The 19,799-nt window shown below is 38.5% G+C and carries 12 protein-coding genes; 3 read left to right on the top strand and 9 right to left on the bottom strand.

The features are described 5' to 3' along the window. Nucleotides 1-17: 17 nt before the first annotated feature. Nucleotides 18-914: a cation diffusion facilitator family transporter gene (locus ACYIAR_RS15435; RefSeq protein WP_480330921.1), complete on the bottom strand. Its 897-nt coding sequence runs from the start codon at nt 912-914 to the stop codon at nt 18-20. 134 nt (nt 915-1,048) lie between these two features. Then, nucleotides 1,049-2,371: a PhoH family protein gene (locus ACYIAR_RS15430; RefSeq protein WP_480330919.1), complete on the bottom strand. Its 1,323-nt coding sequence runs from the start codon at nt 2,369-2,371 to the stop codon at nt 1,049-1,051. Nucleotides 2,372-2,580: 209 nt separating this feature from the next. On the opposite strand from ACYIAR_RS15430, the gene rlmD reads away from it, so the two are divergent. Further along, nucleotides 2,581-3,996 carry a 23S rRNA (uracil(1939)-C(5))-methyltransferase RlmD gene (gene rlmD, locus ACYIAR_RS15425; RefSeq protein WP_480330917.1) on the top strand — a complete coding sequence of 472 codons (1,416 nt, stop codon included), beginning with the start codon at nt 2,581-2,583 and terminating at the stop codon, nt 3,994-3,996. A gap of 96 nt (nt 3,997-4,092) precedes the next feature. Further along, nucleotides 4,093-5,496, top strand: coding sequence for an MltF family protein (locus ACYIAR_RS15420; protein WP_480333679.1), 1,404 nt, complete (start codon nt 4,093-4,095; stop codon nt 5,494-5,496). Nucleotides 5,497-5,922: 426 nt separating this feature from the next. Here ACYIAR_RS15420 and ACYIAR_RS15415 read toward each other — a convergent pair whose 3' ends face one another. The 4 genes from ACYIAR_RS15415 to galB all read right to left on the bottom strand — a co-directional run bounded on the left by ACYIAR_RS15415 (nt 5,923) and on the right by galB (nt 15,511). Beyond that, nucleotides 5,923-8,241: a GH92 family glycosyl hydrolase gene (locus ACYIAR_RS15415; protein WP_480330915.1), complete on the bottom strand. Its 2,319-nt coding sequence runs from the start codon at nt 8,239-8,241 to the stop codon at nt 5,923-5,925. A gap of 258 nt (nt 8,242-8,499) precedes the next feature. Continuing rightward, nucleotides 8,500-11,946, bottom strand: a complete 3,447-nt coding sequence (locus ACYIAR_RS15410) for a DEAD/DEAH box helicase (RefSeq protein WP_480330913.1) — start codon at nt 11,944-11,946, stop codon at nt 8,500-8,502. 14 nt (nt 11,947-11,960) lie between these two features. Then, complete coding sequence (locus ACYIAR_RS15405; protein ID WP_480330911.1) at nt 11,961-12,905, bottom strand: DMT family transporter; 945 nt, start codon at nt 12,903-12,905, stop codon at nt 11,961-11,963. A gap of 92 nt (nt 12,906-12,997) precedes the next feature. Further along, nucleotides 12,998-15,511 carry a beta-galactosidase GalB gene (gene galB / locus ACYIAR_RS15400; protein ID WP_480330909.1) on the bottom strand — a complete coding sequence of 838 codons (2,514 nt, stop codon included), beginning with the start codon at nt 15,509-15,511 and terminating at the stop codon, nt 12,998-13,000. A 345-nt stretch (nt 15,512-15,856) separates the two neighbouring features. Here galB and ACYIAR_RS15395 point away from each other — a divergent pair, with 345 nt between their 5' ends. Further along, nucleotides 15,857-16,798: a DMT family transporter gene (locus tag ACYIAR_RS15395; RefSeq protein WP_480330907.1), complete on the top strand. Its 942-nt coding sequence runs from the start codon at nt 15,857-15,859 to the stop codon at nt 16,796-16,798. On the opposite strand, the gene ACYIAR_RS15390 is transcribed toward ACYIAR_RS15395, so the two are convergent. The 3 genes from ACYIAR_RS15390 to ACYIAR_RS15380 form a co-directional block, all read right to left on the bottom strand. Beyond that, nucleotides 16,795-17,544 (bottom strand): sulfite exporter TauE/SafE family protein, encoded by a 750-nt coding sequence (locus ACYIAR_RS15390; protein WP_480330905.1) that lies wholly within the window; start codon nt 17,542-17,544, stop codon nt 16,795-16,797. The genes ACYIAR_RS15395 and ACYIAR_RS15390 overlap by 4 nt on opposite strands. 222 nt (nt 17,545-17,766) lie before the next feature. After that, the gene (locus ACYIAR_RS15385) at nt 17,767-19,038 is read right to left on the bottom strand and encodes a Y-family DNA polymerase (protein WP_480330903.1); all 1,272 of its coding nucleotides are present in this window, start codon (nt 19,036-19,038) and stop codon (nt 17,767-17,769) included. Continuing rightward, nucleotides 19,035-19,475 (bottom strand): LexA family protein, encoded by a 441-nt coding sequence (locus ACYIAR_RS15380; RefSeq protein WP_480330901.1) that lies wholly within the window; start codon nt 19,473-19,475, stop codon nt 19,035-19,037. Before ACYIAR_RS15380 ends, ACYIAR_RS15385 begins: the two co-directional genes overlap by 4 nt. Between the last annotated feature and the right edge of the window lie 324 nt (nt 19,476-19,799).

Genomic DNA, 19,799 nt, shown 5'->3' with positions numbered 1-19,799 from the left:
CTTATTTACTTGTTTAATTAATGCTTTGAAGTACTAGGCTCAACATGAAGCATCACATGTGTATCCTTACCGAATCTATTACGTAAATTGTTTTCTATCTCCCTAGTCCATTCATGAGCAAGCGCCACACTTGTATTTCCATCAACCCTAATATGAGCTTCAATAGCCACAGAATTGCCAATTCTACGAGTATACAAGTTATGCGGACATGAAATATTTTTATTCTCGGACAATATATCTAATATTTCCTTTTCTGTTTCCGGAGGTAAAGCAACTTCCAACAAATCATTTATTGCAGGATGAAGAAGCATAAGTGAAACTCTCACAATAAACATACTTACAACGACAGCCGCCAAAGGATCAAGAATACGCCATTCGTCTCCTAAAAGAACCGCGCCCCCAATTCCTAATGCTGTTCCTATGGATGAAAAAGCGTCAGAACGATGATGCCAGGCATTAGCTATAACCACTTGACTATCTACCTGCTTGCCGACCCAGCAAGTATATTGGTAAAGAAGCTCCTTTACTACAATTGAAATCAGAGCTGCAATCAAGGCTATCATTCCAGGACTTTCCAAAGGAATATCATTCACATAATAATCCCATATTCTGCAGGCTGCTTCCCAAAACAAACCGAAACCGACACAAAGAAGTATTATTCCAATAACTGATGTGGCAAGAGTTTCATATTTTCCATGACCATACTTATGAATCTCATCCCTTGGTTTGGACGAAATGTTTACAAAAAAAACTACTATGACATCTGTGACAAAATCTGACAAAGAGTGCACAGCATCTGCAATCATGGCAGCACTATTTCCTAAAAAACCTGCCACAAACTTAAACGCCAGCAAGGCTAAATTAGCTAAAGAGCCCAACAATGTGGCTCGCATTATTCTTTTTTCTCGGTCCATTTATATAACAATTTACACTTTCCAAACATCAGCAATACACTGATTGAAAAGAAGTTGATAAGCCGACAAGTTGACGAAGGTTTTATTTGACAGATTAACCTCACAAATATTCCTTCGTCAACTTGTCCGAAACTTTACAACAAATCTGATGCCAATTCAGAAAGCTGACTTCTTTCTCCCTTTATCAAATTAATGTGGGCGAACAAGTCCTGACCTTTCATTTTATCGACCATATATGCCAAACCATTACTTTGAGAATCGAGATAAGGAGAATCTATCTGCTGAATATCACCGGTGAACACCATCTTTGTACCCTCACCTGCTCTGGTAATTATTGTTTTAATTTCATGCGGAGTCAGATTCTGAGATTCATCAACTATACAGAATGTTTCAGACAAACTTCTACCTCGAATAAAAGCAAGAGCTTCAATGACAAGCTGATTGTTTTTCTGCATATCATCTATGCGTCGAACATCCGAACCTCCAGCTGGTAATTGTCCTTTGATTACATTCAAATTATCGAACAAAGGTTGCATATAAGGAGCCACTTTCTGTTTTTCGTCACCAGGTAAGAAACCAAGATCTTTATTAGCCAAAGCGACAATAGGACGAGCCAGTAAGATCTGCTTATATGCTTCGTTCTGCCTCAATGCAGAAGCAAGGGCAAGCAAAGTTTTTCCAGTTCCGGCTTTTCCTGTTAAAGCAACCAGTTTGATATCCGGATCATTCAATACCTCAAAAGCAAAACTTTGCTCTGCATTTCGTGGCTGGATACCGTAGTTATTGCTTTTGCCAACACGCCTTATTTTACCGGTGAAAGGATTATAGCGTGCCATTACAGAATTGCGTTCACTCTTCAATATAAAGCATTCATTAGGCTGAAGTTTGAGCATCTCAATCAATTCGGCAGCATCAACACCCTCAGTTTCTGAATAAATTTTATCTATCAAATCACCATCAATGCCTTCGTATGTTTCCTGGGCACGTTCAAAAATATCAACATTTGTAACCTTGTCAGTGATATAATCCTCAACCTGTATGCCAAGCGAACGAGCCTTCATTCGCAGATTCACATCCTTGGTGACAAATACAGTTACCATATCCGGGTGTTCATCAGCAACAGTTTTAGCACACGAAAGAATCCTGTGATCCGCAGTTTTCAAAGGAAATGAAGCCTCAATATCTTTGTGATATACTCCGCCAGTAACAACATGGAGCATCCCTTTTCCAGGACCCAATGAAGCACCTTTCGAGAACAAATCATTTGTAGTTATCGCATCCAAAGCACGCACAAACTCACGAGCGTTGTAGTTTATCTGATCACTTCCACGTTTGAATTTGTCAAGTTCTTCCAAAACAACTATTGGCAAATAAATATCATTTTCCTGAAAATTCTCGATGCATTTGTAATCGTGAAGTATCACATTTGTATCCAAAATAAAATTCTTCTTTCCCATGGCCTTCATATTTTAAGATTAATATTTTAAGAGACGAGGGAACAAGTTCACAAGAAGACAATATGACATGTACTACCCGTTTACTCGTCAACTATTATATAAAAATAACAACATCATAAAATCAAATGTTTTAATGTTTTCACTTTAAAAAGCAAGGTTTTTGATTTATTATACCTTATCTTTGCAAACGGTTTAAAATATATAATACATTGGCAAGAAAGAAGAAACAGTTGCCTTTGCTTGAGAAGGTGACAATTACAGATGTAGCGGCTGAAGGAAAAGCGATTGCACGTGTCAATGACATGGTTGTTTTCGTTCCATTCGTTGCCCCAGGTGATGTTGTTGACATCCAACTGACACGAAAGAAAAACAGTTATGCAGAAGGAAAAGCAGTGTTCTTCCATGAATATTCTGAAAAAAGAGCACAACCTTTCTGTGAACATTTTGGTGTTTGCGGTGGCTGCAAATGGCAGCATCTTCCATACGAAGAACAGCTTAAATACAAGCATAAGCAGGTTATAGACAATCTGACAAGAATAGGAAAAATTGAAATGGAAGAAATACTTCCTATACTTGGTTCGGAAAATACTACGTTCTATCGTAACAAACTAGAATTTACATTTTCAAATAAAAAATGGCTAACCGAGGAACAAGTTCAATCCGGTGAAACATTCGACTGTATGAATGCTTTAGGATTCCATATTCCGGGAATGTTTGACAAAGTTCTTGACATAAATAAATGTTGGTTGCAGAATGATATCTCCAACAAAATCCGTCTTTGTATAAAGAAATATTGTCTCGAACACGATGGTTATCCTTTCTATGACCTGCGCAATCAGGAAGGATTCGTTCGTACGCTTATGATACGAACTGCATCAACAGGAGATTTGATGGTAGTTGTTGTTTTCTATCACGAAGATGTGGAACGTCGCGAGGCATTGCTCAATCACGTAGCTGAGCAGTTCCCTGAGATTACTTCCCTGCTTTATGTTATCAACAGCAAATGTAACGACACAATCACAGATCAGGAAGTCCTGGTGTTCCGTGGCAAGGATCATATTATAGAGGAAATGGAAGGATTGCAATTCAAGGTCGGTCCTAAATCATTCTATCAGACTAATAGCGAACAAGCATATAATCTGTATAAAGTGGCTAGAGAATTTGCCGGACTAACTGGTGAAGAATTGGTCTATGACCTTTATACTGGAACTGGAACAATTGCAAACTTTGTTTCACGCAAGGCGAAGAAAGTAATCGGTATCGAGTATGTTCCGGAAGCTATTGAAGACGCAAAGGTAAATTCTGCATTAAATAATATTGACAACACATTGTTCTATGCCGGCGACATGAAGGATATACTTACACAGGACTTCATCAACAAACACGGCAGGCCAGATGTAATAATAACAGACCCACCTCGTGCCGGAATGCACGACGATGTAATAAATGTCATATTATTTGCACAGCCTAAGCGTATTGTATATGTCAGCTGTAATCCTGCGACTCAAGCACGTGATTTGAGCCTGTTGGATGTCAAATATAAAGTCAAAAAGGTTCGTCCTGTTGATATGTTCCCTCACACTCACCATGTAGAAAATGTGGTACTATTGGAATTGAGGGATTAAGAACTATAGTGTTAAGTAGTTAAGAAGGAATGCCATTCTTAACTACTTAACAACATAACTACACTACTCTACCCTTTCTTATCCACAAAATCTCCCATTATGAAACCATTCTATTTTTTCCTACTAATTACCATTATTCTTGTTTCGTGCATTGGCGGCAGACAAAACAATAATTCTGACGACAATGAGGAAATATGTTTCAGAAATTTTGAACAGATAAAGGAAGACGGCAAACTGATTGTCACCACATTATATAGTTCTACAAGTTATTTCCAATACAGAATGCAACCGATGGGTTATGAGTATGAAATGATTAAGGATTATGCTGAATCCAACAATCTGAGTCTTGAAATAAAAGTTGCTCCAAGCAGTGAACGAATGTATGAAATGCTTGACAGTGGAATTGTTGATGTAATTGCATATCCGGTTTTCGTAAGTAATAATCTAAAAGATAAATACACATACTGTGGAAAAGAGGAACAAAGTTCTCAAGTCCTGATACAGCGCACGGACAAGAACAAGAAAATTCTGAAAAACGTAACAGAACTTATCGGCAAAACAGTTTATGTAAAAGACAATTCGAGATTTCTGACACGAATGAAGAATTTGAACAGTGAACTTGGAGGAGATATTGACATAAAGATTGTCAATAATGATTCAATTTCATTGGAGGATTTGATTTCTATGGTTTCAAGAGGTGAAATTGAATACACAGTTGCAGATGAAAATGTGGCACGACTAAACAAAACTTACCATTGGAATATCAACACCAACCTTAAAATTAGTTTTGTGCAACGTTCATCATGGATTGTAAGAAAGGAAAATTCAGATTTGGCTAATTCGATTAATTCCTGGGCTTCTGATAATAACAGAAAACGTTCATTCAGCCGTATCATCAAGAGATATTACGAATTGGGTAAACAAGATTTGTCTGCTCCGACAAAAATTCCTAAGGGACACATTTCTCCTTACGATAAATTCTTCCGCAAATATTCCGGAAAAATTGGTTGGGATTGGAAACTTATTGCTTCTATTTCATACCAGGAATCGCATTTCAATCCTAATCTTGTGTCATGGGCTGGCGCCGAAGGTCTTATGGGAATAATGCCAAATACAGCAAAAGCTTTAGGTGTAACTCCACACGAACTTAGAGAGCCTGAAACAGCAATCAGTACAGGAGTTGAATGTCTGATGCGTTTCTACGACGGTTTCCCTGAAATAGAAGACGAAGAGGAAAAAATAAAATTCACCATTGCTTCATATAATGCAGGAATTGGACATATTTATGACGCCAGACGTCTTGCTGAGAAATATGGAAAAAATCCTAATATTTGGGAACATAATGTTGCTGACTTTGTACGTCTTAAAAGTGAACCAGAATATTATAACGACCCTGTATGTAAACATGGTTATCTGCGTGGCTCGGAAACATTCAACTATGTAAAAGAGATTTTAGAGAGATTTGAAGAATACAAAAGTTTAGGAAAAGATAAGGTTTAGAAATTAGTGCCCTATATTGTGAACAGCTATCAAGAAACATGGGAAGTTTCAGGAAAAAGCTGCCTACGTTTTTTCGGAAACGTAGGCAGTTTTTTTCAAAACAAGGGACATTAATTTTTCACTTTGATTTCTCATCATTATTCCGCATAAATACTTTCCCCAAAAACAGTGAATCACGGCTGATTAAAACATTTGTTAAACATTGTCATCAATTCACCATATTTCCCTGCTTATTAAAGAAATAGCAAAATTGTGAAACATCTCTCCGTAAACTTTCTGTATATAGAATGAGACTATAAACAAGCCTTTGAAAATATATATAGAAGTAATTCGGAATATATATAGATGTATGAACAAATATATATAGATATATTTCACCGCGGGTCCGGACCTATAATTCAGATGAATTTATTGCAATCCAGGAAATCAGTCTATGCCCCATTTCTTATTCGGCTTATTTCCTAGTTCAATAGTAAGAGTTCCTCCTTTCATCAACTCTTTATGTGGAATACGGAAAGAATTATGAGGTTTGCCATTCCAAAGTACATTCTGTATATATACATTTTCCTCGCTATTGTTTTTTACATCAATAACAATCTTGTCTCCATCATAATATCTTTTATCCAGTGAAATTTCCACTCTGTCGAAAATCGGAGAAGTAATTTCATAGCATGGATCAACAGATGCTCCACCCTGAATATCGAATAGACCAATAGCCATCAGCACACCAAGTGCGCCCATCTGTCCCTGGTCTTCATCACCATTATATCCGCCATAAGGAGTGATGTCGCCAAACACATCTTTCTTTATTCGTCTCACCCAGTATTGAGTCAGCCATGGGGCACCGGCATGACTGAACAAATGAGCCATATGCAACGACGGCTGATTTTCATAATCTACCCAATTCTCGGCATGCGAACCATGAGGTGTTATGAAATTTGAATGCGAAGCTTTCTCGAACTGCTCGGACAAACGTTTCACAAAGGCCTCATTTCCTCCAAGCATATCAATCAAGTCCGGCATATTTTGAGGAACATAATATGTAAAAATAGCAGAATTACTTTCCACAAAACCTTTCATATTGAAACCTTTTCCAATCGGAGCAAAATCTTTCATCCAGCTTCCGTCAGACATTCTGGGGCGCATCCAACCAACATTTTTATCAAACACATTCCTATAACTGAACGAACGCTTGAAATATTTGTCATACACATCATCCTTTCCCAGTGACTTAGCAAACTGAGCCATACACCAGTCCTGATATGCAAAATACAAAGTCATAGCGCAGCCCTCAACATGTCCGCCTTTTCCTTTGATATCATCCGGAACAAATCCATCCTCAACATAATAAGTCATGTATTTGTTCGGCTCAACTTCATATCCGGCATGGTCACGTATTCCTCCAGGTTCTGAATTCTTAAGACAACCTTTATAAGCACTTTCGATGTCAAAATCGCGTATTCCTTTATTATATGCAGCAGCAATCAGCGGAGTTGCCTGGTCGCCGACCATAACATAAGTATAATTACCGCCGCTAGGTCCTCGTGCAATCAGTCCACCATTATCATAATAGTCCACTAAAGTGGAAACAAACTCACTCATCCTTTTCGGATAAGCAATTGACCACAATATATTTAGATTAAATTCCGCACCCCAAAAAGCATCCGAATTATAAGTGCTTCTGACAGGTTTTCCGTCTTTATCCAAAGGAACAGAGCGGACAACAGGTTCACTTCCGGTATTATCAATATATTTTCCGTTTACATCAGAGAAAGTATGTCTTCCCAAAAGAGAATGCCATAAGTCAGTATAAAATTTCACTCTTTGCTCATAAGTTCCGCCTTCAACCTTTATTTTGCCTAACTCACTGTTCCATTCAGCAAAAGAATCGTCAACAACTTTATCGAAATCCCAATGAGGAAGTTCCTCCTGCATATTCAACAGAGCCTGCTCCTCACTAACATATGAAATGGCTACTTTCATTAGCAATGGTTTACCGTCCAGATTATAGAAACGTACATAGCCTCCAACATCTTCTCCTTCATAAATCTGCTTATCAGAAAGAATCTTATTTTCGGAAGCATCTTTTTCCCATCCACCAAAAGAAGAAATTGGATTATTGAATTTGGCAACAAAATAAACCTGAATAGGCTTTTTTCTTCGATGAGTAGGTGCCATCAGAGAATATCCACGTATTTCGTCGGCAGAAGTTTTATAGATTTTGGCTTTCGTTGTTTTATCGTGAGCCAGAAATGCTCCTACATCGAAAAGGACATTGGCTGTATCAGCCGAAGAATAATCATATCTGTGAAATCCGACTCTGTTTGTCGATGTCAACTCTACCTTGACATTATATTTGTCCAGTTTTATCTTATGATATCCTGGTTTTACAATTTCACCTTCATGCGAATATTCAGACTTATAGAAATCCATTCCTTTATGTCCGTTTATCATTCCAACAGTTGGCATCACCGGTATTCCGGAAAGCTGCCAGCAATGAACGTGGCTGAAACATCTCACATAAGTTGAGTCATACAAATAGCCGGAATTCCACGAACCTTTTACGGCATTGTCTGGACTCAGACTCACTAATCCGAACGGACGCGAAGCTGATGAGAAAAAGAACCATCTGGACTTATGTGTATCAATTTGAGGTTTTACATAATCCACCGGCTCAACAGCAAAAATATTTCCTAATTTGACAAATAAAATCAGGACAAGTAAATGCACACAACGTTTTTTCATATTACTCTATTATGATATAAGTATTTAACTTAACTACGATTCTCGGTAAACATATATTTCCACAAACAGAAAATATCTTATAAGTATCAATACAATCTTATATAAATACAAAAATATGGAAATATGGATAAAACTATATCTGAAAGTAACTGGAATTTGTTTCGAATCCAACTAAATTTTCTTTCGAAACAAATTCAAATTACTCTCGGAAGAAAAAAGAATTACTCTCGGAAAGAAATTCAAGTGATTCTGAAAAGTTTATTCAGGCATATCATTCCAAACAAAAAAACATCCTAACTTTTCCGAATATTCAATCAGTTCAGCAAAAACAGAATTATGGGATAATAATTTTTTCTCTCCAACTATAATCATTTGCTCTCTTGCACGAGTCAATGCGACATTCAATTTACGGTCAATCAGAACTCCGTCCTCAACAAACACATTTCCCGCAAGGAAATCCAACTGATATATTTTCTGAACAGTAAAACCATAGATTATGACATCACGTTCGCTACCTTGATATCTCTCAACAGTGTCGATTGTAATATCAGACAATTCCGGAATATTGTATTTGCTGATTTCCTTACGTATTGCAGATATCTGATTACGATACGGAACTATGATTCCTAAAGTAGATGCCGCAGAAAAACTCTTCCCGCTTTTCAGATATAAATCCCAAACAGATTTTACAATCAAAGATATAATCTCTGCTTCCTTAATATTAACTTTTACAGCATAAGGATTATCTATTCGAGGCGAAGAAATGAACAGAAAACGTCTGGATGCCAACAACCTTTCCAATCCTGAAACTGGCAATCCGGCAAAAGGCAGATTCTCCGGAATCTGATGGCTCAAAGGAACCGGAACCAATGAGTCGGCATAGAACGATTTATTGGGGAAAGCCGAAACTCCCGGATGCATTCGTCCTTGCTTGGTCAGAGTGAAAAACAGACTGTCGTTTCCTTTATGCAAAAAAAGTAATCTTTCAAAAAGAGAATATCGGCAGTTCACCAATCCGATGTTTTTCAAACTTTCCTCGCTCACTGCTGATTCAGACTCAGATTGTGAAACAACTGCCGGCAACTGTTTATGGTCGCCGATAAATACAAATTTATCTATAGCATTAGAGTTTCCATGTTTTGCACAAAGCAATCCCATCAAGTGCGGTTCCAAAATCTGAGAAGCTTCGTCTATAATTGCCAGGTCAAATTTCTTTAAAGAAAAGAAATTCAGATTTGAGGTTACAGCTGTTGTTGTTCCAACAAAAACACGTGTCTTAGAAATTGTGTTTCTTATTTCTGTTATGTTAGAACATGACGAAACTTTATTTCCTAGAAGATATGGATAATAAGCATCATCGCACGAGAGGTTTGAACCAAATCTGATAAAATCTATCTCTTCCCGTTTAAGTTTGCTGCAAATCTCATCAACTGCACGATTGGTAAATGACACTAGAAGCACTGATGACTGAGGATTGCTCAGTGTCTCCTTCAGTATATTTACCAAACCGAATGAAGTCTTTCCCGTTCCCGGAGGACCAATAAGCAAGAAAAAGTCTTTTGCCTGCTTTGCTTTCAGCACCAGTTCATTGAAATCCGGGCATTTGCCACCCTGGCTATAATCACCATTCAAACTCAGTGTTTTGTCAATCTGCGGTTGACGACGGTTCAATATCATATCTTTTCTGTCAGCTTTTGCCGTAAGGAAAGAATACATTGAGCGGTAAAGCGCACTATATGACGAATCCATGAAATCATGCTCAACTGCCCAAAAATGTCCCGGTTTGACAAACACTGATTTGTTCTTTTGTGGAGAGCGCAAAGAAAGAACTATTTCTTCAGTGCGCAGTTCCTTGATATTGCATCTGAACACCATTGTTTTGCGTGCATCCGGCTCTTCTTCTTCCAAATATGGATATAAAATCACAATATCTCCTACACGGAAATTAGGCAACACATCTTCCTCGCCACGAGGCACTGATAATGTTATCTGAGATATGCCACTGTCGCTTCCGCCATCGGGATTTCCATAAGATACTATATGCAATTTGTCAAAGATATTTCCGACTTGCTTTTTCTCTGCCAGATTTGTATTCCATATTGAAGAGAAGCCACTCGCCTCTTTCGATGGAGTTCCTATTTTAGACAAAATATGCTCACGCTGAATAAAACGGAAGAATCGATAGAAATAGTCTTTTTCCAAATCATCGGCACATTGCAGCGGTGAAAGCAAATTCTTCAGCTGAGGTTTTGAATATCTATCCCACAACACACGGTTTTTCTCGGAATTAATCAGATGAAAATCTTCCGGAGTCAAATTATCAATCAGTTCACGGAGATTTCCATTGGAGTAGTTATACTCGCTCCAAACTATCATATTGCGGATACGGAGAGCTTCGGCTAGAAGCATAGGAGCATTTCCTTCCTTTATCAGACCATTATGATATCTCGAATATAGAAGATAACATGAAACACTCGTATTGTTCTTTCCAAAATTATAATGTAGCAAGGCAAGATAAAGAAGCATCTGAACATAATGCTTCTCCACATGACCGTCTGTATGAAAATCCTTCTTGCCTGATTTCTGTTCCATCAGGACTTTCATATCTTCCTGCAACAAGTCCATACGGCCTTGTATTCCCAGTTTCTCACAAAAGAATGAAGGTTCGAGAATTATCTTTTCCGGGTCGTAATTCTCTATGCCAGGAAATATTTCGGAAACCATATGAATCAGATTATTCTGCTGCATCAGTGCATCCTGATGGAAAGCCCGATCCATATCATCACAAGTAGCAAGAGCCAATGCATTGTTACGGAAAAAAGCCATGGCACTTTCCGAATATCTTTCCTTATTATTCAATGACGAAGAATCCTTATATATAGCTTCATCAAGCAACTGTCCGGAAAAATTACCGAGCAATATTGCCTTCTTTATTTCCTGCGGCTTTATTCTGTTTATGAGATGAACTAAATGTGTAGTTCCATATGATTCGAAACAAGCTGCTATGGATGAAATATCTACCAGATAATCCGGCTCATAGATTATCTGCTCAGGAATAAAATAGTCATCTTCTTCAATACAGCCTATCACATTCAGCTGCGTGTTTTCTGTAAGAATCTCTTTTATATATGTAAAGTCAGCACCGTTCACACTGGTCTGATATTTTATCTTCACTTTGTCAGAATCCTCGCCGGATGTTCTTCCATATATATACTCGTCATCCCAATTATCCACAATTATGCGGATATACGAAAGACTGTTGCGGTTTCGCTGGCGGTATTTGAATTTGCGAGGGAAAACAGCAGATAAATTATCCGGTATTGAAACGTCATACAAATCACGTATGAATTCAGACAATGTTCTGACGTCTGACAGAAAAAAACTCTCCAGTTCATCGTCCTTCTTGACAGACAAATGCATACAGAAAGCTCTGAATGAATTAAGCCTGAAATATGCCTCATCATCATAAGCCATCTTCTTGCACAGATAGTCCATTTTCGGAAACGGACCGGAAAAACTGATAGGACTTCCGGCCGTCTGCTCATTAAGAACGACATTGAACAAACGATACATTTCCTCATATCGGTGACGTAAAGACATATCAGCACTGTCAACCAATCCATAAAGTTCACTGAAATATGTTTCCGCATAACGGACAAATGTATCACGGTCTTTTCCGCCAAAACCTATATATTCCTCCTGCATAACAAACTCCGGAATTATTGCACTTCAGACTTCTGTTTCATCATCTTCTCCATATCTGCACGGCTACGACTCTTTGTAACTAGATATACTCCGACAAATATCAATATAACAGAAAGAACTTTCATAAGATTGAATGAATCCATTCCCCAACAAATAGCTATGACTGAGGCAACAACCGGTTGCACGTAATTATACATTCCGGCAACCGTCGGACGAAGATTTTTCTGACCGATAACAACACATACGTAACTGATGAAAGTACTACATACAACTATAAACAATAATGACAGAACTTCATTGATAGTCAATGCGTCCCACGAAGCCTGCATCAAATCCATATATGAAAATGGAAGAATACATATAAATGCATATGTGAACATCCACTTCATTATCGTAAACAATGAATATTTCTCAACAAAATGTTTAAAGAAAACTATATAACATGCATAGCTGAACTGAGCAAAGAGGACTAGCAAGTCTCCAAGTATATAATTATCCCCGACAATACGTGTCTCTGATGACTGATGACTTCCCAAAATCAACAACAACGCTCCAGAAGCTCCGGCTGCAATTCCCAGTACTTTCTTTCCTGTTATAGGTTCTTTAAGGAAAAAGGCAGAAAGAATCATTACCAGCAGAGGCATACTTGTTGTTATAATCGAAGCATCAACCGGAGATGTCATTCCCACTCCAGAAATAAAACTTCCCTGATTAAGCACAATAGCCAGTAATGAAGCCAGAAATAAACGAAACATATCCTTTGGCGGAACATATTCCGATTTACGGAAAAACGAAGCTACCCAAAACAATACCATTGCACCGAATATTCTCATATCCGTAACAACCAAAGAAGAAACTGCACCACCAATTATCACAAATTTTGCCAAAGGAGACATCAATCCCCACATTACATTTGCACTAAACATGGCCACATGGCCTTTCAATTCTGTTGAATTCATTTTATACGTTTGTTTTTATTGTCTAATTCCCTTGTAATATAGGAAAAGAGTTGACAAGGTTAATATTTATTTCCCAAGCCAACTCTATTTTTCTATTTATCTGTCGATTTCAATTTCAGGACTGCTTTCTTCAAACCTTTGGAAGTCGCCTCAAAAACTATATCTCCTGCTTTTTCATCAGTTTGGACAATAGCCGTCAGCTGACCACTGAACACTTTCATTTGCGAAGCCTGAAATGATTCCAAAGACACACTGTTGCCGTTTGCTGCCGCCTTATAGCTTCCAGCTCCATTCACTTTAAACATTATCTCGTTTGTTGCATCAGGACATAAATTTCCATCCTTATCCACTACTTTGACATTTATAAAAGCCAAATCTTTTCCATCAGCGACAAGCGATGTCCTGTCTGCCGACAATTCAATATGATGAGGTTTTCCGGCAGTATGAATTTCTTTTTCAGCCACAGCCTTTCCATCTTTGTCATAAGCAATGACCTTGACTGTTCCCGGTTCATATTTTGTATCCATCCACATAAGGCGATAACGCTTCTGTCTTTCCAAACCCGCCAAAGCCTCTTTCGTTCCTGATGAATCCAAAGAAACTGTCAAATCTTTCTTTCTGCGTCCCTGACTCTTTCCATTAATGAAAAGTTCAGCTTCAGGATAATTTGTATATACAAACACAGGAACTGTATCTCCTTCTTTTCCTTTCCAAGTCCAATGAGGCAGAATATGCAAGGTTTCTTCTTCTAGATTCCAATGCGAGCGATACAGATAATATCTGTCTTTTGGAATTCCCGCCAAATCAATTATACCGAATAAAGAGCTATGGCTTGGCCAATTAGTATAATATGGAGTCGGCTCGCCAAGATAATCAAATCCTGTCCACACAAATTCACCTATACAATATGGCAAATCCTCGTGCTGGATAAAATCATCTTCAGGAAGATTTGACCAGCTGCAATGTTCTACATCATAAGAAGAACTTTGATGATCGTCATAAACAGCCATAGCCTTTCTCTCAACCGGGAATTTATAGACTCCACGCGAACTGACTGTCGATGCCGTTTCACTTCCTAAAATAATTCTTTGAGGCAATTTCCTGTAATTTACCTGATAAAGATGTGGGCGATAATTGAATCCGGCAACATCCATAACTGCCGCAAAATTATTGTTAACCACTGCATCCGGAGCATCCATTCCCTGAGTTACCGGACGTGTCGGATCTTCTCTGTGGCAAATATCCTGAAGGAATTTGGCAACTTTGCAACCTCCTTCGTCCCACTGCGTAGGCACTTCATTACCAATACACCACATCACGACACTCGGGTTGTTTCTGTAATTGTGCAACAAGTTCACCAAATCTTTTTCTGCCCATTCATCGAACAGCTTATGATAACCGTTGGCACATTTAGCCTTGTTCCATTCGTCAAAGCTCTCAACCATCAGCATCATCCCCATTTCGTCGCAGGCACGGACAAGTTCCGGTGCCGGCATATTATGAGAAGTACGTATCGCATTACATCCCATATCTTTCAGTATCCTTATCTGACGGCGGATTGCTGCGTCATTGACTGCAGCGCCAAGTGGTCCAAGGTCATGATGATTGCACACTCCTTTAAACATGGTCTTTTTACCGTTCAGGAAAAATCCCTTATCCGGAATGATTTCAATTGAACGGATACCGAACACCGAAGTATATTCGTCTTTAAGTTCCGTTTTATTCTTATAAATCTTTGATACTGCCTTATAAAGGGAAGGAGACTCAACAGACCATAAATCCGGTTTCTCAACAACAAATCCCTGTTCCACATATCCTTCTTCCTGATATACTGCATCCAGAGGCATATCAGATTCGCTGACAATCTTTCCTTTAGGAGAAACAATAGATGTGCGAACCATATAATCAGACGGAATAGCACCGCCTGGCAATTTCACAGATGTGCGGACATTAACTCTGGCAAACTTCTCATTGACAGCCGGAGTTGTAATATATGTTCCCCAAACAGGAATATAAGCATCTTCAGTAACTATCACATGAACATTCCTGTACAGTCCAGCACCGGGATACCAACGTGAAGATTCCGGCAAATTCTCCAAACGAACAGCCAAAGTATTTTCACCTTCGGGATTCAGATATTGTGTAATATCAAAATGGAAAGAATTGTATCCATAAGGCCAATATCCAACCTTATGCCCGTTTACGTAAACATTGGCATGGCTCATCGCGCCGTCAAAAAGCAATGACACACGTTTGCCTTTGTTATAATTTGGTATTTCAAATTTAGTGCGATACCATCCTGTACCCACAAATGGCAAACCGCCTGTTCGTCCGGCATGTTCCATAGCTTCAGTCTGTCCATCCTGTGAAATAGCAACATTCTGCTTGTCATTCTGTGAGCTGAATGGTCCGTAGATAGCCCAATCATGAGGAACTGTCACCGTTTGCCATTGCTTATCATCATAAGCAGGAAATATAAACTCTTGTTTGTCTTCACGAGTGAATTTCCAGTTCTTTTCCAATAAAAACTCTGTTCTGGATTGTGCCGACAATGATGAGACCAAACCGAACATTCCTAATATGGGAATCAAATACCTTTTATTCATTATACTTTTGCTTTTAATTTAGATTTTGTAATTGAAATTTTGCTGTTTTTGTATCATTATATACTTATCTCTGAAGCCTTATAAACTTTAAACGAGACCTAAATAAAAAATCCTATCTCATGCGAAGATAATATTTTTCCACGTTATGACCTATATCAACAAAATGATTTATTGATATCTCTTGCAAGATTGGCAGATGTTGACTAATATTGCCAGTTTTTATTAGTTAACGAGTTAACAAGTTGACAAGGCTTCAGGTAAAAATACTATTTCTCCTCAACTTCTTAAATACTTGACTTCTTGACTCCTTAAAAACTCATAAAACTTAAAAACTCATTACTGAATATGTACACCGGAGAAATAATATCACTAATCGTAGCAACATCATGGACAATCACTGCTATATGTTTCGAATATGCAGGAAAACGTGTAGGAGCACTTACTCTTAACATTGTACGCTTACTTATGGCAATAGTAATGCTTGGTATAACATTGAAAATAACAACAGGAAGTATCGCTCCATGGGATGCAGGAATTGACGCATGGATTTGGCTGTTATTATCCGGTGCCGTAGGATATGTTTTCGGCGACTATTGCCTTTTCAATTCATATCTTCTAATTGGCTCAAGATTCGGACAGCTATTTATGACTCTTGCCCCGCCTACCGCAGCCATCACAGGATTCCTTTTCCTTAGTGAGAAAATGGGACTGAATGCCATTGCCGGGATGTTGATATGCCTTTTCGGAATAGGGCTTTCAATCACAGGAAAACATCAGGATGCTGAAGGCGAAAAAAAGAAACTGAGCATTAATCTTCCATTAAAAGGTATTCTTTTCGGTATAGGTGCCGGAATAGGACAAGGTTTTGGTTTGGTGTTAAGCAAAATTGGCATGAACAGTTTTATGGAATATAATCCTCCAGCAAATGAACTTGAGGAATTCATGTTACCTTTCGCAGCAACTCAAATAAGAGCATTTGCCGGTATCGCAGGATTTGTTACACTAATGCTCATACGGAAGGAATGGAATCTGTTATTCGCATCGTTTGCAGACAGAAGGGCAATGACAGCATCTGCCGCAGGAACTTTCTTCGGTCCCTTTGCTGGAGTTTCTCTTTCCCTTATGGCTGTGCAATATACATCGGCAGGAATTGCTTCAACGCTGATGGCACTCACTCCAATAATAATCATTGCTCCGTCAATGTATTTCTTCAAAGAGAAAATAACTGTCCGTCAGATTGTCGGCGCATTTATCAGCGTTATCGGCGTAGCATTGTTTTTTATTTAAGAAGTCAAGTCCAATATAATTTTCACGAACATAATTACCAAAACCAGCATTATAACTGGTCTGGCAATATTTTTCCCTTTATTTGTGAAGAAATTCGCTCCAATATAATTACCTGCTATTCCGAAAACAGCAGCTACAACTGCAAGCGGAAACAACACTTCTCCATGAACCAGAAACACAGCCAATGCAGCCACATTGGTAGAAAGATTTATAATCTTTGTTGTTCCGGCAGCCTCATTCAGACCAATACGCGCCAAATATATCAGAAGTATCATAAGGAAAGTTCCTGTGCCTGGACCATAAAATCCATCATACACACCAATCAACAACGACAACAACATAATGATAATCATCGTTTTCCCTTCCGGAAGCGCCGGCTTGTCAGACTGCAAAGCCTTGCATCTGGTTATGAAAACAGCAGTCAGAGGTAAAATCACAAGCATCACAATCTGGAATATATCAGATGGCACCATAAGCGCGAGCCTCGCTCCAGCCCACGAACCAAGTAATGCTGTCAATACAGCCGGCCACACTCTGCGTATATTTATAAATCCGCGGCGGGCATAATGCCAAGTGGCAACTATCGTCCCCATACAAGCACTGAATTTATTGGTTCCAATTGCCATATGTGGCGGCAATCCGGCTATCAGATAAGCAGGTAATGAAATCAATCCTCCACCTCCGGCTATCGCATCAATGAATCCAGCAAGGAAAACAAGAGGGCAAACTATGAAATATTCCAGCATAATCGAAACTTTATATTTATCAGGCTGCAAATTTAGATTATATTTCTTTCTCTCTGTATAATTAATTTAAGTTTTACAAATTGCAAAACTTAAAAGTTGACAAGGTTTCAGAGACAAGTTGACAAGATAAAACACCTATTACTTAGCACTTAATTATCTATAAGAGTTCTTGTCAACTCATTAACTGAACGAAACCTAAATAATCAACACATTATCCCTATATCACTTTACAATAATGACCTCATCAATATTAGTCGTATATTGTTTACTCCTATGTTCACTTTTCAAATGCCATGATTTATCGGATGTTCCTTGAACAGCAACCCTCACAGTGTTATGCCCGTTTTTCCTGTTGATAGCATCTATGGCATCAGCCAAACGGGCTTGTTTCTCTCTATCTATATTATCAAACAGACTGGTTTGAATCGCATTATCTGATATTATATTCCAAACTATAACACCGGCTTTCTTATAAAGGCATCCACTTTCTTTACGAAAGTCCATACGAAATGCTTTTACAGCCGTACTTACCAATTCCTGTAAATTATTTGTAGGTACATTTAAATGTATTGTACGATTAATGCAATGATGCGGGACATCCTGACGGAAACGGCTAGTATATGCAAATACAGTTATCTCAGTGCAACAACTCCTCTGTCCACGAAGTTTGCGTACACATTCTGCAGCAAAATTTGCTATAGCTTCCTCCAATGAAGATAGTTCTGAAATACCGGAATCAGGAAAGCTACGGCTGGTACATATACTTTTCTTCTGAGGAACATCATCTTCACTAATACAACATTCACCTTGAAGTTCTCTCCATGTGCGAACCCCGGATACAGTGAATAGCCTTCTCACCCAACTCTCACTTTTCTGAGTAAAATCCCATGCAGTGTTAACTCCGTAATAACGCATCTTGTCCAAACTGCGACGTCCTATTCCCCAAACATCACCGATATCCAACCCTTGCAAAGCTTTGATACGCTTTTCTTCCGAGTCAATCATACAGACACCTTTGTAACCTTTATATTTCTTTCCGTATCTACTAGCCACTTTAGCTAAAGTCTTTGTCGGAGCAATGCCCATCGTTACAGGAATTCCTGTTCCTTTACTAACAGTAGCAACTATCTTCCTGCCATAAGAAAGTAACTCTTCTCCTTCTCCAAAACCTGTCAGGTCAAGAAAAGCCTCATCAATTGAATACTGAACAAAATCCGGCGTAAATTCCGACAGCAGCATCATAACCCTGCGGCTCATATCACCATAAAGATTATAATTTGAGCTGAACACTGCCACATTATTCTTCTCAAGAACATCTCTAACCTGATACAGAGGTGTACCCATTTTGATACCCATCGCCTTTACTTCATTACTTCTGGCCACGACACATCCGTCATTGTTCGAAAGGACAACGACAGGCTTGTCACGAAGCAGCGGATTGAACACTCGTTCGCATGAACAGTAGAAGTTATTGCAATCTACAAGGGCTATCATCTTTTCCTTGATTGTCTTTTAATATTATAGGTAAGAACCCCCCAAATCAAAAAATCATTTTCTTCTGTTATCCTAATTGGAGAATATTCTTCATTTGCAGGAATAAGCCATATACATTTGTCTGCATCATCAAATCTTACTTTTTTCAATGTAAACTCTCCATCAATAAAAGCAACGACAATATCTCCATCCTGAGGTTCCAAAGCCTTGTCTATGACAAGCAGATCGCCATCATCAATTCCACAGCCTTTCATTGAATCACCTGAAGCACGGGCATAAAAAGTAGTTGCCGGATGGCGGATAAGTTCACGGTTCAAGTCAATGCTGTCAGTCAGATAATCCTGAGCCGGAGAAGGGAAACCAGCCTTTACTCCCTGGTCAGCAAAAGGCAATGGAAGTTCGCTGCTCAAATCAGCTGAATACATTATAAGTTCCATTTGATAAAATCATATTAATGAAGTTGCACAATCTCAACTATCAGGTATGCAATATTCGCAAAATTTCGTGACATCTGCAAATTTCATCCGAATGTAACCGGTGCTACTTACGGAAGAAAATCAAATTACTTACGGAAGGAAAATCCATTACATCCGGACGTATTTACACCTTCATTCTAGTAGTAAAACACCTCTATATTGTAATAATATATTAAACAGACCCATTATCATATAAAACATTGTTAAATACACACTTTTTTCTTCAAAACTCTTGCACAGTATTACACGAGTTCATATATTTGCATCGTGGTTTTTTCATAATAG

The sequence above is a fragment of the Parabacteroides sp. KHUB-01 genome, assembly GCF_056640935.1.
Note: the sequence above shows the minus strand (reverse complement) of the source record. Positions and strands in the feature narration are given on the sequence as shown.